This window comes from Candidatus Pelagibacter sp. HIMB1493, from assembly GCF_052047995.1.
In the GTDB taxonomy this organism is placed as follows: domain Bacteria; phylum Pseudomonadota; class Alphaproteobacteria; order Pelagibacterales; family Pelagibacteraceae; genus Pelagibacter.
The window spans coordinates 890,729-909,604 of the sequence record NZ_JBNAIP010000001.1 but is presented as its reverse complement, the minus strand read 5'-3'; the positions used below and the strand labels follow the sequence as shown (position 1 = coordinate 909,604).

Below are 18,876 nucleotides of genomic sequence, written 5' to 3'. Positions count from 1 at the left end.
ATTTAAAAAAACCCCTCTAATATTTATTAGAGGGGTTTTTTTTTATTCTGTAAATTGTCCAAAAAAAGAAGATAGTAAAAATAAAAATTAACGTAAATATACTTAAATAATTAAAAAATATTTGAAGTTTTAAATGTTTAAATTCAAAAGGTTCATAATTTAAAAACTTTATTAGTTCGTCTTTTTGATCAACTTTAAATAAGAAGTTTTTTTCACAATTATTTCCTTCTGGATTTAAATAACATGAGGGATTAATAAAATTTAAATTTTCATTTATTACAAGTAAAGGATCGCCTTGATAAAATCTTAACTTAAGTTTTTTTTCAATATTTAATGTCGTGGTGTTATTTTCTTCAGTACCATCGTATATTTTGTATTCATTAAATTTTATTTTTGAAACTATAGGTTTCAGTAATTTTAAATCATAGCCCAAAATAGGAAAATAACAGTATTGAATAGACCGATTATTTAAAAAGTAATGATGCTCATATGGACGAGAATAACTAGTTTCATCATTAACAATTGAAAGAACTTTTTCGATTTTAAAATCATCAACGTTATCTTTTGTAACATTATAATTAAGCAGTATATCCAATTCTGAATATCTAAAAATTTTATTTAATTTATTCCTATCAAATGAAATATTTTGAATAATAATAATTGATATAAATAAAAATGTTATCAAATTGTATTTTTTAAAAGAAATCTTATCAAACATCATTGCTGTAAGGATTGAAAATAACAGAATAAATGGAGTAAGCTTTCTAAGTGACAACCAGTCTGTGGTCATAAAAGGAATTTTTCCAACTAAAGAACCGAGAAATGTATTAGAGAAATTTAATAAAATTAGTACAAAAACTGCAATTAATAATACAGAACTAAACAATAATTTAAATTTATCCTTTGTAATTTCTGGAACACTTCTTAAGTAAATAACTAGGATTATCAAAGGAACAATCGATAAGTTAAATGACAATTCTTCAATTGATAAAAGAACATCAAATTTAGCAACATCATTTCCAATAGCTTCTCTAGGTGATAAGAAAAAAAAATCAAAAAAAACAGAAATAAAATGTCGAATGCTCTTAAAGTATAGAACTGATACATCTCGTTCTAATTCACCAACAAATGACCATCCAGCATAAATTTTTGAGGATGAAATCATTAGGCCAATTAAAACAGCTACAGATACATGGAATATAATTTTAAAATTTTTGAAATTGATTAGGTGTAATACTGTTAGAAAAAAAACAAAAATTAAAATTTCAATAACAATTCTTGTTCCACCGCTGTGCATGATAGTTGCAAAGATTAACCCGGCACATGAGATTAAAAATAATGAAGATATTTTATTTTGATTATTTAAAGATAAAGCACATAAGAAGAAAAAAAATGGAACTATATAATATAAACCCCATGCAATATGACCAGACAAATAATGAAAAGCAAAACAATGGTTAAATAAAAATATTGTTGATCCAATTAAAGACGCATTATTAGATAGTTTAAAAATATTTCTTAAAACTAAGAAAAAACCACAAAAACCAATTAATGAATATAAAAAGAATATTACTTTGAATGTAGTTAGTGGTTTTAAAAACAAAAATAAAAATTGCACTGGTGAATAAAATTCTGATTCTGGGTTTGAATACAAGGGCAATCCACAACAAACATGAGGAGTAAACCAAGGAACATCCAATCCATTTTTAAAAAACCAGATTTTACCAAATATTAACCTTGATAATACAGATTGAAAATCAAAATGATGTTTTTCAAAATCTAAATAGGATAGGAAAATAATCTGATGAATTAAAAAGATTAAAACTCCTGATAAAAATAATATTAGTTTTGTTTTATTTTTTAAAATAAGCATATTTTAATATTTTTATATTTATCTCATAAAAATTCTTTATTGAAACTTTGAAATCTTTACTAAACTTAAGCTTTTCATAAAAATCAAATAAAATTTTATATTTATGCTGATCAATTATATTTAATGAACTAAATATTTCTTGATGTGTCATAAATTCTGAAATGTTTTTATTTTCTTTTCTGAGTTTTTTAAAAAATAATGTAAATAAAAATTTTTTGGAATTAATAAAAGTTAGAACTTTAGTAACGTAAAAAACAAAAATTGAAAAAAAAATAAGAGTTAGGAAATATTTATAGTTATTTGCTTTTGTTAATTTTTCTTTGATAAAATTTGATCTCGATTTTTCGTCATATCTAATAAAACTATTAGTCCATATATAGTTTATGTATTCAAAATAAATTCCAATTCTATTAATATCCATTTGCCCAGTTTCAAAATTATTTGTTGACGATGTATTGAAACTATCAAAATTGTTGTTGTTTGAATTTAAAATATTATTACTAGGAACAGACAATGTTGGGTCATACAATACCCAATCATTATTTATAAAGATTTCCACCCATGAGTGAGCATCTTGTTGTTTGAATGTATAGAAATCCCCAATTTCATTATAAGATCCACCATAATAACCAGTGACTATTCTAGATGGTATGCCTGCTAATCTTGCGAGTATCGCAAAGGTTCCAGCATAATATTCGCAATAACCATTTTTAGTGTTGAAAAAAAAGTTTGCATAATCATTGCCTTGAGTTCCAGGGGTTAGACTGTAATAAAAATCATTAGTCTTAAACTCATTCAAAATTTTATTTAAATATTCATTAGCATCTTTTGATTCTTCATAATTTGTTTTTGCCCACTGCTTCAATTTAGGAGAAATATTTTTAGGCAAAAGTGTATAATACTTCAAAATATTATTTTGAAATGTAATACCTTTTTTATCATAAATTAATTTGTATGATTTTTTATTACTTAAAATTTCTTTAGAAGTGAGTGTATTATTAATTAAATTTAAATCTAAATTGGAATTATTAAAATTATAGTTTGCTAATTTAGGTAGCCAGTTTTTTTCATGTGGAAACATTATTAATGAAGCATCAACACTTTCATTTCTGTTATGATTAGAGACTTTAAAACTATTCTTAAATTGTGAGAGTAATATTTTATATTCTGAATTTAACCAATCTTTATTGTTATTTAACTTATCAAATACCTTAACCCTAAAGTAGTACTTTTGATTAATATCTTGATTATTAATCTTAAAGATAAAAACATTTTCTTCGCTACCTGATATATTGTGAAATGAACCTAGACTGATTTCATCAGGTATACCTAACTGATTTTTCTTAGTTTCAAATAGTTTTATATTCAATTCTGCCCTTGGAAAAATAAAGTACACAATTGCAATTATAGGAATAATACTAATTGCAAATATAAAATATTTAACAAGATTATTTAAATTTAGTTTTAATATCTTAGTTTGATTTAGTGAATAAAGATGAATGATTGATAATATAATTATCAAAAGAGAGAGTAGTGAGCTTATTAAGTCTTGACCATAAACAAGTGAGCTTACAGCTAAAAATACACAAGTAAATCCAAAAAAATAATGATTTTCTTTATTTTCAATTTCTGAATATTTTAGAAAGGCTAAACCCAAAATTAAATTTATAAAATATTCTTTAGATAATGTTTGATCATTTAAAATAAATAAGATGCAAACTGTTGATATAGCTAAAATAGAACTAAATACCTTTTTGTATTTATAGTTAAAGCTTTTTTGAAGAATAGCAAAAACATATAAGATAATAAAAAAAAGATTTGTTATTAGGTCAACTTCATCAATTAAAAGTAAATAGCTTGATGTTAATATAATCAAAGCATTAAAATTATAATTTAATAAATTTAGTCTAAACATTTGCAAGGTAAGTTAAGAGTTTGTTTCTATGTTCTAAAGAGCAAGCGATCGTAGAAATAAAATCTTTATTTTTTAATAAAAATGGTTTTTTTAAATTATAAAAATATTCAATCAAATAGCTGGCATAAGAAAGTTTTTTTTCAAAGCTATCATTATTCAATTTTTGTATGTCTATAGTTACATGCTGTAAATTGTTAGAAAACTTGAATTTTTTTTCGTAAAGCTTTTTTTTAATTGATGAGTGTTTCCATGAAATTTTAGATAAATTAGTATTTTCTTTATTTTCTTCAATTTTATCAAATTCATAGTCAAAACCTTCATCAGTATTCAGCTGATATAGTTGTTCAAAAATTTCATTTGAGGGTTTAATTGGTTCTGGGTAAATAGTTAGATATTCGCTAAAAGAAACATTTGTGAAAGTTTTTATAATACCAAAAGGGAATTGAGAGTGAATATCCAAAGTTGGGGCTTTAACATTACCTCTTTTATTAAATTTATGCTTTAAATTTATATTAATTTTATTTTTGATATCTGCTTTGACACTATCTTTTCCTAAATCAAAATTAATATTAAGTCTTTCTCTTTTATGTTTGTCACTAATTAGGTATCTTAAATTTACAATTTGATTAGCTGGGTGAAGTTTATCATTAATATATAAATCTAAATTAAGTAAGTTTTGATAAGAGATTAGAATTGAGATGAAATAAATAAAAAATAAAATAATTGATAAGAGCAGTGCAAAATTATTTTGATAAAAAATAGCTACCGAAAAACAAAAAAATATTAAAACTGCAATTTGAAATCCTCTTAAATTTGGAAAGATATATAAATTTTTTCTACTGATAGTGTTAAGATATTTTAGAGATTTTTTTAAAAAAAACTTTTTCCAAAAACTATTTTTCATCAGGTAGAGGAACTTTCTTTAGAACTTCATTTTTCATAAATTCAATAAATTCGTTTTTTTCAACAATATTCAATCGATGACGAAGTATATAAGGAAGCACATCCTTAATTTCTTGATATGTTACATATTTATTTGAGTTTAAGTAACTTAATGATTTTGAAAGACTGATTGTTTGTTTTAAGCATCTTGGAGAAATATGAATATTATTAAAATTATTCTTTATGAATTGAGAGACGTTATCTAAATATTCAATTACACTATCATTGATATTTATCTGGCTAATATCTTTGATAGTTTGATCAAATGTAAAATTTGATTTAATTGAATTATTGCTTATCTCGTTTTTTAGTAATTCTATTCTTTGATCTTTACTTAGTTCCTCTAAAGAAAATGAAATAGTGAAACGATCTAATTGTGATTCTGGTAATAAAGAAGTACCAGATAAATCTGATGGATTTTGTGTTGCAATAACAGAAAAAGGAATTGGAAGATTAAAGGTGTCCTTATCAATTGTTACTGTTTTTTCCTCCATAGATTCTAGAAAAGCACTTTGTGTTTTTGGACTTGCACGATTTAATTCGTCTGCGAGAACTATATTTGTAAATATTGGACCTTTGTTAACTACAAATTCGTTATTTTTTAAGAATGTGTATCCAATTATATCACTTGGTAATAAATCAGATGTAAATTGAATTCTTTTAAATTTTAAATTCATTGCATTTGTTAAAGATTTTGCAAAAGTAGTTTTTCCTGTTCCTGGAAGATCCTCAATTAATATATGTCCTCCACTTAAAATTGTAGCTATAGAAATTTTAATCTTGAATTCATTTCCAATTATATTGTTTGAAATTGTGTCTATTAATTCTTTAATCATTTTGATTTTGTGAAATAAATATTTTTGCTGTTCGATATAATATAACTATCAATTACTTCAAGATTTGAATTTATTATTTTTGTTTTATCTGGAGTAAGATTAATAAAAACAAAATAACAATGTCTTTTTATTAATTTTAGCTTTTCAACTATTTTTTTTAAATCATCTCTTTTTTTAACAGGATCATTAAGAATAAATAAATTATAGTTTTTTGAATTTAAATCAAAGTCTAAAATATTTTGATTTAGAATATTTATTCTTTCATTTTCTAATGATTTAGATATTTGATAAATATCTTTATCCAATTCAATACCATCAATTTTGTATTGATTTATTTTACCAAAAAAATATAGCACTTTACCATAACCTGATCCAAGATCACAAATTAAATTAATATTTTTTTTTTCAATGAAAGATTTTATTATTTTTAAGAAAGTGAATGGACATGGAATAGAGTCTGATAAAAAGTTGCTTTTTAGATACTTGAAATTATTTAGATTTTTATCGTATTTAAAATTGAATAAAATTTCATTTATAATTATTGGAATAGTATAAAAATGATAATTTAAAATTATATGATACAAGGCTCTAATGTTATTTAACATTTTAAATTAAATATATTGTAATGGGAAATCTATCAATAGTATTAAGCTCTTACAACGAAGTAGAAAATATTAAATTTGCAATTGATGCATTGATTAATCAGACCGTTGTTAAAGAAATAATAATAATTGATGATAATTCATCTGATGGAACAATTGATATTTTAGAAAATTATAATCATCCAAAAATAAAATTTGTAGTTAGAAAAAACATCAGAGGTTTCGCCAGCGCTTTTATTGATGGTATTAAATTATGTTCTGGAAAATATATTTTAAGATTTGATATTGATATGTTCAATAGTATTGATCATTTTATTAAAACTTTTGAAAATATTAAAAATGAAGATTGTATAATATTTTCTAGATATGTTGAAAACGCTTTAGATGAAAGAAGTCAATATAGAAGATTACCAAGTTTAATAATTAACAAATTATGTCAGTTGCTTCTTTATTCACAAGTTAAAGACTACACAAGTTGTATAATAATATTTAAAAGAAACATTTTAACTGATATTTTTCCTAAGAATACTTTTTATGCAAATTTCATTATTGATTTCATTTTTGAGATAAAAAAAAATAATAAAATAATAAAAGAAGTTCCATTTACTCAAGAAAAAAATACTGAATTAAACAGTAAATCTGCACCAAGTATTTTAAAATTTTTAACTAATGGTTTATACTATCTTATTTCAATATTAAGGTGTTCATTAAATAAATAAAAAATAAATGTATTTTAAAATTCAAAATATAAAAATAGGTAGAGAAACTGTTGCTAAGGTTTTTAAGTATAAAAAAAAAAAATTTAAAGGAATTGAATTTTTCACACCAAAATTAGAAAATTTCCAGATTGGTTTGATGAATCATCCAAAAAATCATGTAATTAATCCCCATTTTCATATTAATAGAAAAAAAACAATTAAGCATATGTCTGAATTGTTAATTATATATTCAGGTAAATTGAAAGTTTATTTTTATAATAAAAATAAAAGTAGAGCCAAAAGTATAATTTTAAATAAAAAAGACATGATATTGCTTATTTCAGGAGGTCATGGTTTTAAAGTTTTAGAAAAAGTAGAAATGCTTGAAATAAAACAAGGTCCATTTTTAGGTGATCAAGATAAAATTAGATTAAAAAAACTTTGAAAAAATTCATCCCAGTAAACGAACCGTTGATTACAAATTCTGATGTTTTGTCAGTTGGTAAAGTTATGAAGAGTGGTTGGATTTCTTCAGAGGGACCTAATGTCAATTTGTTTGAAAAAAAGTTTGCTAAATACATCGGTCACAAAAATGCAATTGCTGTTTCAAGTGGTACAGCGGCATTAGAAGTAGCTATTAAATCATTGAATTTAAAAAAAGGAGACGAGGTTATTGCTCCAAACTTTACAATAATTTCAAGCACATTAGCTGTGATAAAAGAGGGGTTAAAGATTAAATTTATAGATTGTGATTTATATGATTGGAATATGAATTTGGATAAAACAATCAAATCAATAACAAAAAAAACGAAAGCAATAATTGCAACCCATATTTATAATTTCCCTTTTAGAATTGATATACTCAAAAAGATTTGTGAAAAAAAAAATATAATCTTAATTGAAGATACCGCAGAAGTTTTAGGTCAAAAAATATTTAATAAAAAATGTGGCAGTTTTGGAGATATTAGCACTTTCAGTTTTTATGCAAATAAGCAAATTACTACGGGGGAGGGTGGAATGATAACTACCAATAACTCAAAGTTAGCTGAAAAAATGAAAAGTTTAAGGAACCTAGCATTTGGAAAAAAAGATAGATTTAATCATGATGAAATTGGCTGGAATTATAGAATGTCCAACATTCAGGCAACACTGGGCTTGAGTCAATTAAAAAGAATTAATCAAATAATTAAAATACGTCACTTAAATGGAAAGAGATTTTATCTAAATTTATCTAAAAATAAAAATATCTATATTCCAAAACCTAAAAATGCTTATTCAAAAAATATTTACTGGGTTATTGGCTTATTGATTATGAATAAATCTTTAAAGATTGATTCAAAAAAAATTGCTAAAAAATTAAGTGAATATGGAATTGGGACACGTCCTTTTTTTTGGCCAATGCACAAACAAAAAGTTTTGAAGAGACTACGTTTAAGTAAATCAAAAAATTTTAAAAATTCAGAATATTTGAGTAAATATGGGTTTTATTTACCTTCTGGTTTAACTTTAAAAAACAAAGAAATTGACTATATCTGTAGTGTTGTAAATAAAATATTAAAATAAAGTCTATGAACCGAATTAGTTTTAAAATGAAAATCCAAGAAGGTTTCTCACTGGTTGAACTTTTAGTTGTGGTCGCAATTATTGGTGTATTAGCAGGTGTAGGTGTTGTTGGCTATCAAAGTTATGTAGATTCAACTAGATTAAAAGTATTAGAGCAAAACTATACGACAATTACAAAATATATGGACACAGAAACTATTATTATTCAAAATGACCTTGGAAGTGCAACTCCTGAATATGATGATGGTGGTAATTTAACAGGTGACATGGTTAATTCTGACACCACTTGTAAACAATTCTTAATTTCAATGAAAAATTATTTCTTAGGTGGTGGAACTGATAATTCTAAATTTAAGAATCCATGGAAACCCAATAAAACAAGTATTACAATTGATAATGAAGCTTGGGGTAATCATAAACGAGGTCAAATTCAAATGTTCTGTTATAAATCTACGGGAGGATATGGCTCAGGTGGTGGTTGTCCGATGGCAAAAGCTAGATTTAGAGTGATCATACATAGAGATACAGGGGATTATTCACATAAATCAATTGGCGGTAAATATTTTGGTAGTAGTGCTGCAGATGGTCAAGCAGATTGTGGCTGGAATTTATCAGATCATGGTGCATGGCATACAGGTGCAGACGCTATTGATACTGACGCAGATTACGATTAATAGAAGCGAGTTTAAATTTAAAATATTTAATATTAATTCTCGATGTCAAAAAAACTTGTTAGTTTTGCAAGTTTTAAAACTGAAACTACAGCTTCGCTAGGTTTAACTATTTTAAATTCTTTACTTCCTTCCCCAGCTCTTTGTTTACTTTCAATAAGTACTGCAATTCCTGAACTATCAATATAATTTACTGCACTCATATCAACTGATACAGCTTTATTGTCATCTAAAGCTCCGTGTACTTGTTGTCTTAAATTTCCAGAATTTTCTAGATCTATTTCACCACTGACTGTTATTATCAGCACATCATTTTCAGTTTTTTCTGGATAACTCATGATTTCAATATAATCAGAGTAAACACGTAGTCAACAAAATCATTAAACTTAAATCTTGTTGCTGATAGTAAATATTGAATTTAATTTAAATAATTAAGGCTAAGAATAGCTAGCAGCAATTAATGCGATTGCAGAAACAGTGGATACAAAATAGATTAGTTTCTTCTTCTTCTTCTCTTTCCCATTAATCTTGTTCATCATTTCTTCATAGCTTAATTTAGCGTTATATTCATTGTTCTCTAAATAAGCCTTAGGTACCACTACATCATTTATTTTTTTATTTTTTAAAATTATATGTTGAATGTTGTTCATAGTCTTAAATTTTTCTAGAAAGCTCAATTAATTCTTTCAAAATGATCTCATTGTTTTCTAAATTTTTTTTTCTCCATTCTTGAGAAACATAAATTTTTGAATTATCTTTAACCAACCAATTAAGTTTAATTAATTCTGAAACTTTTCTTCTAACAGTTTCTCTTGGAAGTCCAAGACTTCTTGAAATTAAATTAATACTTGCTCCATTTGAAGTAGAACAAAACACCATATCTTCACAAATTAGATTTTCATTTGTGAAATTTTTTAAATTAATTCTACTTACTAATTTTAATATTTGAGGATAATAAGATCTGTCACCAAAGTCGGATATATCTTTTGTATATATTGAAGCTACTAAATCTTCGATTATTTTGTAATTTTGTAAATGCATGAAATGATCTTTTACCCAAATTGGGTTTTTTTTAAAATAAAATTTATATTATTATCTAAGCTTAATATATAATTTTTCTATAGATATTTATTGTAAAGCTTGAACTTCTAGTTTTTTAGTTTTTAAAGATTTAATTGCTTCTAAACATGCAAGAGCAGTGGACATATTTGTACAATAAGGAACTTTATTTTTAAGCGTTGCTCTTCGAAGTGCAATAGCATCATTTAATCTGTGTTCACTGTTTCCACCACCTGTATTAATAACAAGTGCAATTTTATTTGAATCTAATACATCTACAATGTGAGGACTACCACTGCTCACTTTGTTAATAATTTTACATTTCATTCCATGTTTTTGTATATATTCAGCAGTACCTTTTGTTGCACATAATTTGAAGTTAAGCTTTATTAGCTGTTTTGCTAAATCAATACCTTCATCTTTATGAGAGTCTTTTAAAGATATGAATGCAAGACCTTCTTTTGGAAGTGAATTAGCTGCAGCAATCTGACTTTTAGCAAAAGCCATTCCAAAATCTTTGTCAAATCCCATTACTTCACCTGTAGACTTCATTTCAGGGCCTAAAAGTAAATCACTATTAGGAAATTTGTTAAAAGGGAATACAGCTTCTTTTACCGCATACATTCCTTTTGATTTATCTTTAAGATTAAATTTAGAAAGCTTTTCTCCAGCCATTATTCTTGATGCAATCTTTGCAAGTGGAATTCCTTTTGCTTTTGATACAAAAGGTACAGTTCGACTAGCACGAGGATTTACTTCAATAATATAAATTTCATCTTTCTTGATTGCATATTGAATATTCATAAAACCTTTTACTTTTAAAGCTAGAGCCAGTTTCTTTGTTTGGTTTTCAATTTCTTTTATAAGATATGGTTTAATAGATACTGGAGGTAAACTACATGCTGAGTCCCCAGAATGAATTCCTGCTTCCTCTATATGTTGCATGATACCTGCTACATAAACATCTTTTCCATCAGAAATAGCATCCACATCAACTTCCATTGCATGATCTAGAAATTTATCTATTAGAATTGGATTTTCTTCTGCAGCTTTAAATGCTTCTTCAACAAAGTTTTTTAACTGACTTTTTTCATGAACAATTTCCATTGCTCTTCCACCTAGAACATATGAAGGTCTAACTACTAATGGTAAGCCAATTTTTTCAGATATTTTGATTGCTTCTTTGAATGTTTTTGCAATTCCACTATCAGCTTGTTTTAAATTTAATTTAATTAATAAATTTCTAAATTGATCTCTATCTTCTGCTAAATCTATTGAGTTATATTGTGTTCCTAAAATTGGAAGTTTGTTATCATTTAAAAATTTAGCAAGCTTAATTGGAGTTTGTCCTCCAAACTGAGCAATAACTCCCATTAGATTTCCTTTTTCTTGCTCTTTTTTAATAATGTTAAATACATACTCTTCTTTCAAAGGTTCAAAATATAACCGATCACTCGTATCATAATCAGTAGATACAGTTTCAGGGTTACAATTAACCATGATGGTTTCAAAACCTGCATCTTTTAATGAAAAACTTGCCTGACAACAGCAATAATCAAACTCAATGCCTTGTCCTATTCTATTAGGGCCACCACCTAGAATTATTATTTTCTTTCTATTTGATGGATCTGCTTCACACTCAGAATTTATTGAAAAATTTCTTTGATAAGTTGAATACATGTAAGGCGTAAATGATTTAAATTCAGCAGCACAGGTATCAACTTTTTTATATACAGGTAGCACTTTTAGAGCCGTTCGTTTTCTTCTTATTATATCTTCTGATGAATTAGTAAGCTCTGCTAATTTTTTGTCTGAAAAACCAATGGATTTAATTCTATTAAATTCATTATAATCTTTAGGAAGGCCTTTTCTTTTAATAGCTAACTCGTTATCAACAATCTCTTTGATTTGTCCTAAGAACCAAGGATCAATTTTAGATAAACTGTAAATTCTTTTTAAATTGATTTTTTTTCTAAAAGCCTCGGCAACAAGAAGCATTTTGTTTGGAATATGCTCTTTCAGTTTTTTTTCTATTTGTTTTTTATTTAGATTAAATATTTTGTCAAAACCAGAAAAACCAGTTTCTAGTGATACCAAAGCTTTTTGAACAGATTCTTTGAAATTTCTTCCAATAGCCATTGCCTCTCCAACAGATTTCATTGAAGTACCTAAAGTTGCTGGTGAGGTAGAAAATTTTTCAAAAGTAAACCTTGGTATTTTAGTTACTACGTAATCAATACTTGGTTCAAAAGATGCGGGGGTTACTTTTGTAATCTCATTTTTAAGTTCATCTAAAGTATAACCAACTGCTAGCTTTGCTGCTACTTTTGCAATTGGAAACCCAGTTGCTTTAGATGCAAGTGCTGATGATCTAGATACTCTTGGATTCATTTCAATAACAACCATTCGTCCATTTTTTGGATTGATCGCAAATTGAACATTAGACCCACCTGTCTCAACTCCAATTTTTCTTAAACATGCAATAGAGGCGTTTCTCATAACTTGATATTCTTTATCAGTAAGAGTTAAAGCTGGAGCAACAGTTACAGAATCTCCTGTGTGAATTCCCATCGGATCAATATTTTCTATTGAACAGATAATTATACAGTTATCTTTTTTGTCTCTTACAACTTCCATCTCAAATTCTTTCCAACCTTCTAGACATTCCTCTACAAGAACCTGGCTAACTGGTGACTCGTGTAAACCGTTTTTTATAATTTTAAGATATTCTTTTTTATTTTTTGCTATTCCACCACCTAGACCACCTAGTGTAAATGCAGGTCTTATGATTGCAGGCAAACCAATTTTATTTAAAACTTTAGAAGCTTGATTTATATTATTAACAATTTCAGATTTTGGTAAGTCTAAACCAATATCAATCATATTTTTTCTAAATTTCTTTCGATCTTCAGCATTAGAAATTGCTTTAGAATTTGCACCAATAAGCTCTATTTTATATTTTTTTAATATCCCCTTTTTTTCTGCTTCCATTGCAAGATTAAGAGCAGTCTGACCTCCCATTGTTGGAAGAATTGCATCTGGTTTTTCTTTTATAAGGATTTTCTCTAGAACCTCTAAGGTGATTGGCTCTATATAAGTTTTATCTGCAACATCAGGATCAGTCATGATTGTTGCAGGATTAGAATTAATTAAAACAACTTTATAACCTTCATCTTTTAAAGCTTTACAAGCTTGTGTTCCTGAATAATCAAACTCACATGCTTGACCAATAATAATTGGACCAGCACCTACTACTAATATTTTTTTAAGATCTTTTCGTTTTGGCATTTTTTTTCATATTGTTAATAAATTCTTTAAATAAATAGACACTATCTTGTGGTCCAGGGTTAGACTCGGGGTGATATTGAACTGAAAATATGGGTTTATTTTTTAACTTAATACCCTCAATACTGTTATCAAATAATGATTTATGAGTGACTTCAATATTTTTCGGTAAAGTTTCTTTTACAACTTCAAAGCCATGGTTTTGACTAGTGATCTCTACATTGTCATGAATTAAATTTTTTACAGGATGATTTGCACCTCTATGACCTAACTTCATTTTTTTTGTTTTACCACCAAGTGCTAAAGCGAGAATCTGGTGACCCAAACAAATGCCAAATATTGGAATGTTTTTTTTAATAAGTTTTTTAATTATATTTATCGCATACTTTCCAGTTGCAGCAGGATCGCCAGGACCGTTTGATAAAAATATTCCATTTGGTTTAAGACTTAAAATTTTTTCAGCAGATGTTTTACAATGCACAACCGTCACTTTGCAATTAAAATCAGAAAAATATCTTAAAATATTTTTTTTGACTCCATAATCTATTGCAACAACATGAAATTGATTTTTTTTATTTTTTACAAATCCATCTTTCTTTTTCCAAGTTTTAAAACCCTTCCAAATATAATTTTTTGGAGTTGATACTTCTTTAGCGAGATCTAGATTTTTTAATCCACTCCATTTTAAAGTAGTATTTGTTAATTTGCTTAAATTGATTTTTTGTTTTTTTGAGAAAGCAATTGTTCCTCTTGGTGCTCCTTTATCTCGGATAAAATTAGTTAGACTTCTAGTATCGAGACCAGTTAAACCAACAATTTTATTCTTCTTAAGCCATGCATCCAGATGTAAAAAAGCTCTATAGTTTGATGGATCAGTTATTTCTGAATTAAAAATCACTCCCTTAGTCCATATCTTGTCAGACTCTATATCTTCTTTGTTAGTACCTACATTTCCAATATGGGGAAATGTAAAATTGATAATTTGACCCGCATAGGATGGATCTGAGATTATTTCCTGGTAACCAGTTAAAGAAGTGTTGAAACATACTTCTCCAGTTGCCTCTCCTTCGTAGCCAATACCAATTCCGTTAAATACCTTCTTATTTTCAAGAACTAAAACGCCTGTATTAATTTTATGATTATTTTTTGAGTTTATTTTTTTTGAATTTTTGATCAATTACAACTCATGAGTTAAAGGTTAATACAATAATTGCTTTATTATCGCAACAGAGATGTATTATAAAATTGTAAAAAAACAATTTTTCTTTTGAAGAATTTTTTCTTTGAAGTAGATTAAAAAAATTATGTCATTAAAGAACACTATCGAAAACGATTATAAAAATGCTTTAAAATCGAAAGATAAAAATAAAATATCAACCTACAGGTTAATTTTATCTTCTATAAAAGATTTAGATATTGAGAACCGTTCTGGCCCCAACAAAAAAGATACAGATGATGAGGATATAAAAAGACTTCTTAAAAAAATGGTCAAACAACGTGCCGAATCTATTGAGATTTATAAAAAAAACAACAGAACAGATTTATTAGAAGTTGAACAGAATGAATATAATATTTTAACAGGTTTTTTACCCAAACAGATGAGCGAAGAAGATACCAAAAAATTATGTGCTGAATTAATAGGCAAGTTGGGTGCTAGTTCTATTAAAGATATGGGCAAAATAATGGGTGAGTTAAAGAAATCTTATTCTGATGAAATTGATTTTTCTAAAGCTGGATCAATAATTAAGGAATTATTGAATAGTTAATGAAGTATCCCAAAGAGTATTTAGATGAAATTAAGACACGGTTGAAAGTATCTACCGTTGTTTCAAAAACAGTTTCATTAAAAAAAAGAGGTAAAGAATTTGTAGGTTTATCTCCATTTAAAAACGAAAAAACACCTTCATTTACAGTTAATGATGAAAAAGAATTTTATCATTGTTTTGCTACCTCAGAACATGGAAATATTTTTGATTTTATAATGAAAACTCAAAATTTAAAGTTCGGAGAAGCTGTTAAGCATTTGGCGCAACTAGCTGGCATGCAACCTTATTTGTTTTCAAAAAAAGATGAAGAAAGAGAAAAAAAGTGGGATGAATATAAATCAATCTTTAATGAATATGTTGATTTTTATCACAATGAATTAATTAAAAATGAACAACATTCAAATGCTAGAGAATATTTAAAAAATCGATCTTTAAGTAAAGAAAACGTAAAAAAATTTAAAATTGGATATGTGGAAAAAAATCCAAGTATATTCGAGCAATTTAAAAATAAATATACTGAACAAACATTAGTTGAAACTGGATTGTTTTATTTAGATGAAAAAAAGAAAATTTATGTCGAAAGATTTAGAGGAAGATTAATTTTTCCAATTAATAATATAACTGGTCAACCAATTGGTTTAGGTGGAAGAATAATAGAAAACCTAGATTATCTTGCAAAATATATTAACTCACCTGAAACTTTATTTTTTAAAAAAGGATCAAACTTATACAATCTAGATTTAGCTAGAAAATTATCAAATAAATTAGATCATATTTATTTGGTTGAAGGTTATATGGATGTTATTGGGTTAAGTAAAAATGGAATTGATAATGCTGTTGCAAATCTTGGTACCTCACTAACTGATAAACAAATTCAAATTCTTAATCAATTTTTTGATGATATAATTATATGCTTTGATGGTGATGAAAGTGGTTATAAAGCAGCATTAAGAGCTGCAGAAAACTCAATTAAAGAATTAAAACCAGAAAAACAAATTTCATTCTTATTTTTACCAAATAAAGAAGACCCCGATAGTTATGTGAATAAAAATGGAAAAGCTAATTTCATAGAATTTACCAAACAATCTAAGTTATCAATTCATCAATTTATTTTTAGTCACTATAAAAAACAAACTGAAAACAACCCTTCTTCGATGGCTATTTTTGAAAAAAGATTAAGAGATGTAGCAAATACTATTAAGGACGATTACATAAAAAAATATGTATTAGAATATTTTTTAGAGAAAATCGCAGAATTAACTCCTCATTCTAATCAAAAAAATAAAAAAAATTATAAGAAACCAACCAAATCTTTAGATGCCACAAAGAAGTATTATAACGAAAGCCAATCTTTATCTGGAGTTGAGCTTAAAGAATTTTCTTTAATTTATTTGGTAATTAATAATTTAAATTTAATGCAATCAAATATTCATTTAATTGAAAATATTAAATTATTTACTGAAGTTAATAAAAAAATCTTTAAACAAATAATTGAAATTTTAAAATCTGAAAATCAAATAGCTGTTCAGGACTTAAATTTGGATAGTCAGCTAATTGAAAAAATAAATAAATTTGCTCCAATAAAATATATTTTAAAAAATAGTTCTGAAGATGAGCAGAAAATCATTGAATTGCTTGAAGATATTTCGCGAGATTTAATGAATTATGATCTTGAATTTAGAATTCAAGAGTTAGAATCAAAGTTCTCAGTTGATATGAGCGAGAGCACATTTAATGAGCTAAAAGAGCTCAAAAAAAAGCAGAATCTCAATTAATCTGGACAAATTTGTAATGGATTTTTACAGAATTGACATTATATAAGACTTTCAATTTTATCGCTGTGGAAAGAATTATAACAAAATCATTTGCTAGATTAATGGGTCGTGGAACCCATAGAGGTTTTATAACTTATGAAGAACTTAGCAAATCGTTAGGTAAAAGAAATTTATCAGACGAAAATCTTGCTCAAGCATTTATTCACATATTAGATGAAAATATTTCACTAGTTGAAAAGAAATCAGACTTTAAAGTTTTAAGAAAAAAAGAAAATTCAAATAAAGAAGAAGGCAAAACAATAGAGAAAAGTGATGATCCTATCAGAATGTATTTGCGTGAAATGGGTGGTGTTGAGTTACTTTCAAGAGAGGGAGAAATTGCAATTGCAAAAAGAATAGAGGCCGGAAAGGATGTAATGTTAATTGCATTATCACAAAGCCCTATAACAGCACAACAATTTTTTGAGTGGAATGAAAAACTTCAAAAAGATGAAATCTTAGTTAGGGAAATAATAGATATCGATACAAACTATATGGAAGATGAGTCAACTGGACCAAGTGCTAAACAAAAAAATGCTGGTGAGACAGATAAAGAAGATGGTTCCTCAGATGAAGATGATGATTTCAATCCTACTCTTGCTGCAATGGAGACAGAAATTAAACCTAAAGTATTAAAAACAGTAAGTACATTAACTAAAGAATATTCAAAACTAATTAAGTATCAAAAAGAAAAGTTAGATTGTGTCTTAAATTCTCAAAATTTTACACCCGCAAAGGAAAAAGGTTATGAAAAAATTGTAAATGATATTTTAGAAAATATTAAATCTCTTCAGCTTTCTCCATCTGTTTTAGAGGAACTTGTTCAAAAACATTATGTTGAAAATAAAAAAATTATTTCTTTAGAGGGAAATCTTTTAAGACTTGCAATGGATCAAAAAATACCAAGAAATGAATTTATAAAATTTTATGTTGGCAATGAAATAAATCCAAATCTTAAAAAATTCTTAGATACAAATTTAGTCTGGAAACAATTCTTTGCAAAAAATAAAGAAGAATTTAAAAATATCAGAGAAAGACTTATTGAAATTAGTCATAAACTTGAAATTTCTGTTACTGATTTTAAAAAATTAGTAAGTAGAATTCAAAAAGGTGAAAAAGAATCAAGAATAGCCAAAAAGGAAATGGTTGAAGCTAATCTTAGATTAGTAATTTCAATAGCTAAAAAATATACAAACAGAGGATTGCAATTTCTAGATTTAATTCAAGAGGGTAACATTGGGCTAATGAAAGCAGTCGATAAGTTTGAGTATAGAAGAGGTTATAAATTTTCTACATATGCAACTTGGTGGATTAGACAAGCAATTACAAGATCAATTGCAGATCAAGCAAGAACAATTCGTATCCCTGTTCACATGATTGAAACCATTAATAAAATAGTAAGAACCCAAAGATTAATTCTAAGTGAGTTTGGAAGAGAGGCTACACCTGAGGAATTAGCTCAAAAATTAAGAATGCCTTTAGATAAAGTAAGAAAAGTTTTAAAAATTTCAAAAGAACCTGTTTCTCTAGAGAAACCAGTAGGCGATGAAGAAGATAGTAGTTTAGGAGATTTCATTGAAGATACAAAAGCACTGGCCCCACTAGAACAAGCAATAAAATCAAATCTTGGGGAAGCAACAACAAAAATTCTATCAACTTTAACACCAAGAGAAGAGAGGGTTTTAAGGATGAGATTTGGTGTAGGAATGAATACAGACCATACTTTAGAAGAAGTAGGGTTGCAGTTTTCTGTAACAAGAGAGAGAATTAGACAGATAGAGGCCAAAGCCCTTAGAAAATTAAAACATCCAAGCAGATCTAAACAACTAAAAAGTTTCTTAGAAAGTTAGAT

17 protein-coding genes are annotated in these 18,876 nt (G+C 26.5%); 7 read left to right on the top strand and 10 right to left on the bottom strand.

Annotated features, from left to right (window positions below):
- Positions 1–16 precede the first annotated feature (16 nt).
- Genes ACTTBK_RS04900 through ACTTBK_RS04880 form a run of 5 tightly spaced genes read right to left on the bottom strand, consistent with a single transcriptional unit; the run spans position 17 to position 6,171 of the window.
- Positions 17–1,873: a hypothetical protein gene (locus ACTTBK_RS04900; RefSeq protein WP_440618866.1), complete on the bottom strand. Its 1,857-nt coding sequence runs from the start codon at positions 1,871–1,873 to the stop codon at positions 17–19.
- Positions 1,854–3,788 (bottom strand): transglutaminase family protein, encoded by a 1,935-nt coding sequence (locus tag ACTTBK_RS04895; protein ID WP_440618865.1) that lies wholly within the window; start codon positions 3,786–3,788, stop codon positions 1,854–1,856. Before ACTTBK_RS04895 ends, ACTTBK_RS04900 begins: the two co-directional genes overlap by 20 nt.
- Positions 3,781–4,692, bottom strand: a complete 912-nt coding sequence (locus tag ACTTBK_RS04890; protein WP_440618864.1) for a hypothetical protein — start codon at positions 4,690–4,692, stop codon at positions 3,781–3,783. Before ACTTBK_RS04890 ends, ACTTBK_RS04895 begins: the two co-directional genes overlap by 8 nt.
- A complete protein-coding gene (locus ACTTBK_RS04885) occupies positions 4,682–5,566 on the bottom strand; it encodes an AAA family ATPase (protein ID WP_440618862.1) in 885 nt (294 codons plus the stop codon). The genes ACTTBK_RS04890 and ACTTBK_RS04885 overlap by 11 nt, the downstream gene beginning before the upstream one ends.
- On the bottom strand, positions 5,563–6,171 hold the full coding sequence (locus tag ACTTBK_RS04880; protein WP_440618860.1) for a class I SAM-dependent methyltransferase: 609 nt from the start codon (positions 6,169–6,171) through the stop codon (positions 5,563–5,565). Before ACTTBK_RS04880 ends, ACTTBK_RS04885 begins: the two co-directional genes overlap by 4 nt.
- Positions 6,172–6,191: 20 nt before the next feature.
- Between ACTTBK_RS04880 and ACTTBK_RS04875 the strand changes: the two genes are divergently transcribed.
- The 4 genes from ACTTBK_RS04875 to ACTTBK_RS04860 are packed head-to-tail and all read left to right on the top strand — an operon-like array spanning position 6,192 to position 9,103.
- Positions 6,192–6,887, top strand: coding sequence for a glycosyltransferase (locus tag ACTTBK_RS04875; RefSeq protein WP_440618858.1), 696 nt, complete (start codon positions 6,192–6,194; stop codon positions 6,885–6,887).
- A 7-nt stretch (positions 6,888–6,894) separates the two neighbouring features.
- Positions 6,895–7,311 carry a hypothetical protein gene (locus ACTTBK_RS04870; RefSeq protein ID WP_440618856.1) on the top strand — a complete coding sequence of 139 codons (417 nt, stop codon included), beginning with the start codon at positions 6,895–6,897 and terminating at the stop codon, positions 7,309–7,311.
- Positions 7,308–8,429, top strand: a complete 1,122-nt coding sequence (locus ACTTBK_RS04865) for a DegT/DnrJ/EryC1/StrS family aminotransferase (protein WP_440618855.1) — start codon at positions 7,308–7,310, stop codon at positions 8,427–8,429. The genes ACTTBK_RS04870 and ACTTBK_RS04865 overlap by 4 nt, the downstream gene beginning before the upstream one ends.
- Before the next feature lie 26 nt (positions 8,430–8,455).
- The gene (locus tag ACTTBK_RS04860) at positions 8,456–9,103 is read left to right on the top strand and encodes a prepilin-type N-terminal cleavage/methylation domain-containing protein (RefSeq protein WP_440618853.1); all 648 of its coding nucleotides are present in this window, start codon (positions 8,456–8,458) and stop codon (positions 9,101–9,103) included.
- 32 nt (positions 9,104–9,135) lie between these two features.
- Here ACTTBK_RS04860 and ACTTBK_RS04855 read toward each other — a convergent pair whose 3' ends face one another.
- The 5 genes from ACTTBK_RS04855 to carA form a co-directional block, all read right to left on the bottom strand.
- Entirely contained in the window at positions 9,136–9,438 is a 303-nt protein-coding gene (locus ACTTBK_RS04855; RefSeq protein WP_440618851.1) for an STAS domain-containing protein, read from the bottom strand.
- A gap of 99 nt (positions 9,439–9,537) precedes the next feature.
- Positions 9,538–9,750, bottom strand: a complete 213-nt coding sequence (locus tag ACTTBK_RS04850; RefSeq protein ID WP_440618849.1) for a hypothetical protein — start codon at positions 9,748–9,750, stop codon at positions 9,538–9,540.
- 4 nt (positions 9,751–9,754) lie between these two features.
- Complete coding sequence (locus tag ACTTBK_RS04845) at positions 9,755–10,141, bottom strand: hypothetical protein (RefSeq protein WP_440618847.1); 387 nt, start codon at positions 10,139–10,141, stop codon at positions 9,755–9,757.
- Between the two features lie 87 nt (positions 10,142–10,228).
- Complete coding sequence (gene carB, locus ACTTBK_RS04840) at positions 10,229–13,447, bottom strand: carbamoyl-phosphate synthase large subunit (protein ID WP_440618845.1); 3,219 nt, start codon at positions 13,445–13,447, stop codon at positions 10,229–10,231.
- Complete coding sequence (gene carA / locus ACTTBK_RS04835; RefSeq protein ID WP_440618844.1) at positions 13,425–14,621, bottom strand: glutamine-hydrolyzing carbamoyl-phosphate synthase small subunit; 1,197 nt, start codon at positions 14,619–14,621, stop codon at positions 13,425–13,427. The genes carB and carA overlap by 23 nt, the downstream gene beginning before the upstream one ends.
- Positions 14,622–14,748: 127 nt before the next feature.
- Between carA and ACTTBK_RS04830 the strand changes: the two genes are divergently transcribed.
- The 3 genes from ACTTBK_RS04830 (at position 14,749) to rpoD (ending at position 18,874) form a co-directional block, all read left to right on the top strand.
- Positions 14,749–15,210, top strand: a complete 462-nt coding sequence (locus tag ACTTBK_RS04830; RefSeq protein WP_440618843.1) for a GatB/YqeY domain-containing protein — start codon at positions 14,749–14,751, stop codon at positions 15,208–15,210.
- Positions 15,210–16,985 (top strand): DNA primase, encoded by a 1,776-nt coding sequence (gene dnaG, locus ACTTBK_RS04825; protein WP_440618841.1) that lies wholly within the window; start codon positions 15,210–15,212, stop codon positions 16,983–16,985. The genes ACTTBK_RS04830 and dnaG overlap by 1 nt, the downstream gene beginning before the upstream one ends.
- A gap of 65 nt (positions 16,986–17,050) precedes the next feature.
- Positions 17,051–18,874: an RNA polymerase sigma factor RpoD gene (gene rpoD / locus ACTTBK_RS04820; RefSeq protein WP_440618840.1), complete on the top strand. Its 1,824-nt coding sequence runs from the start codon at positions 17,051–17,053 to the stop codon at positions 18,872–18,874.
- The last annotated feature ends 2 nt before the right edge of the window (positions 18,875–18,876 follow it).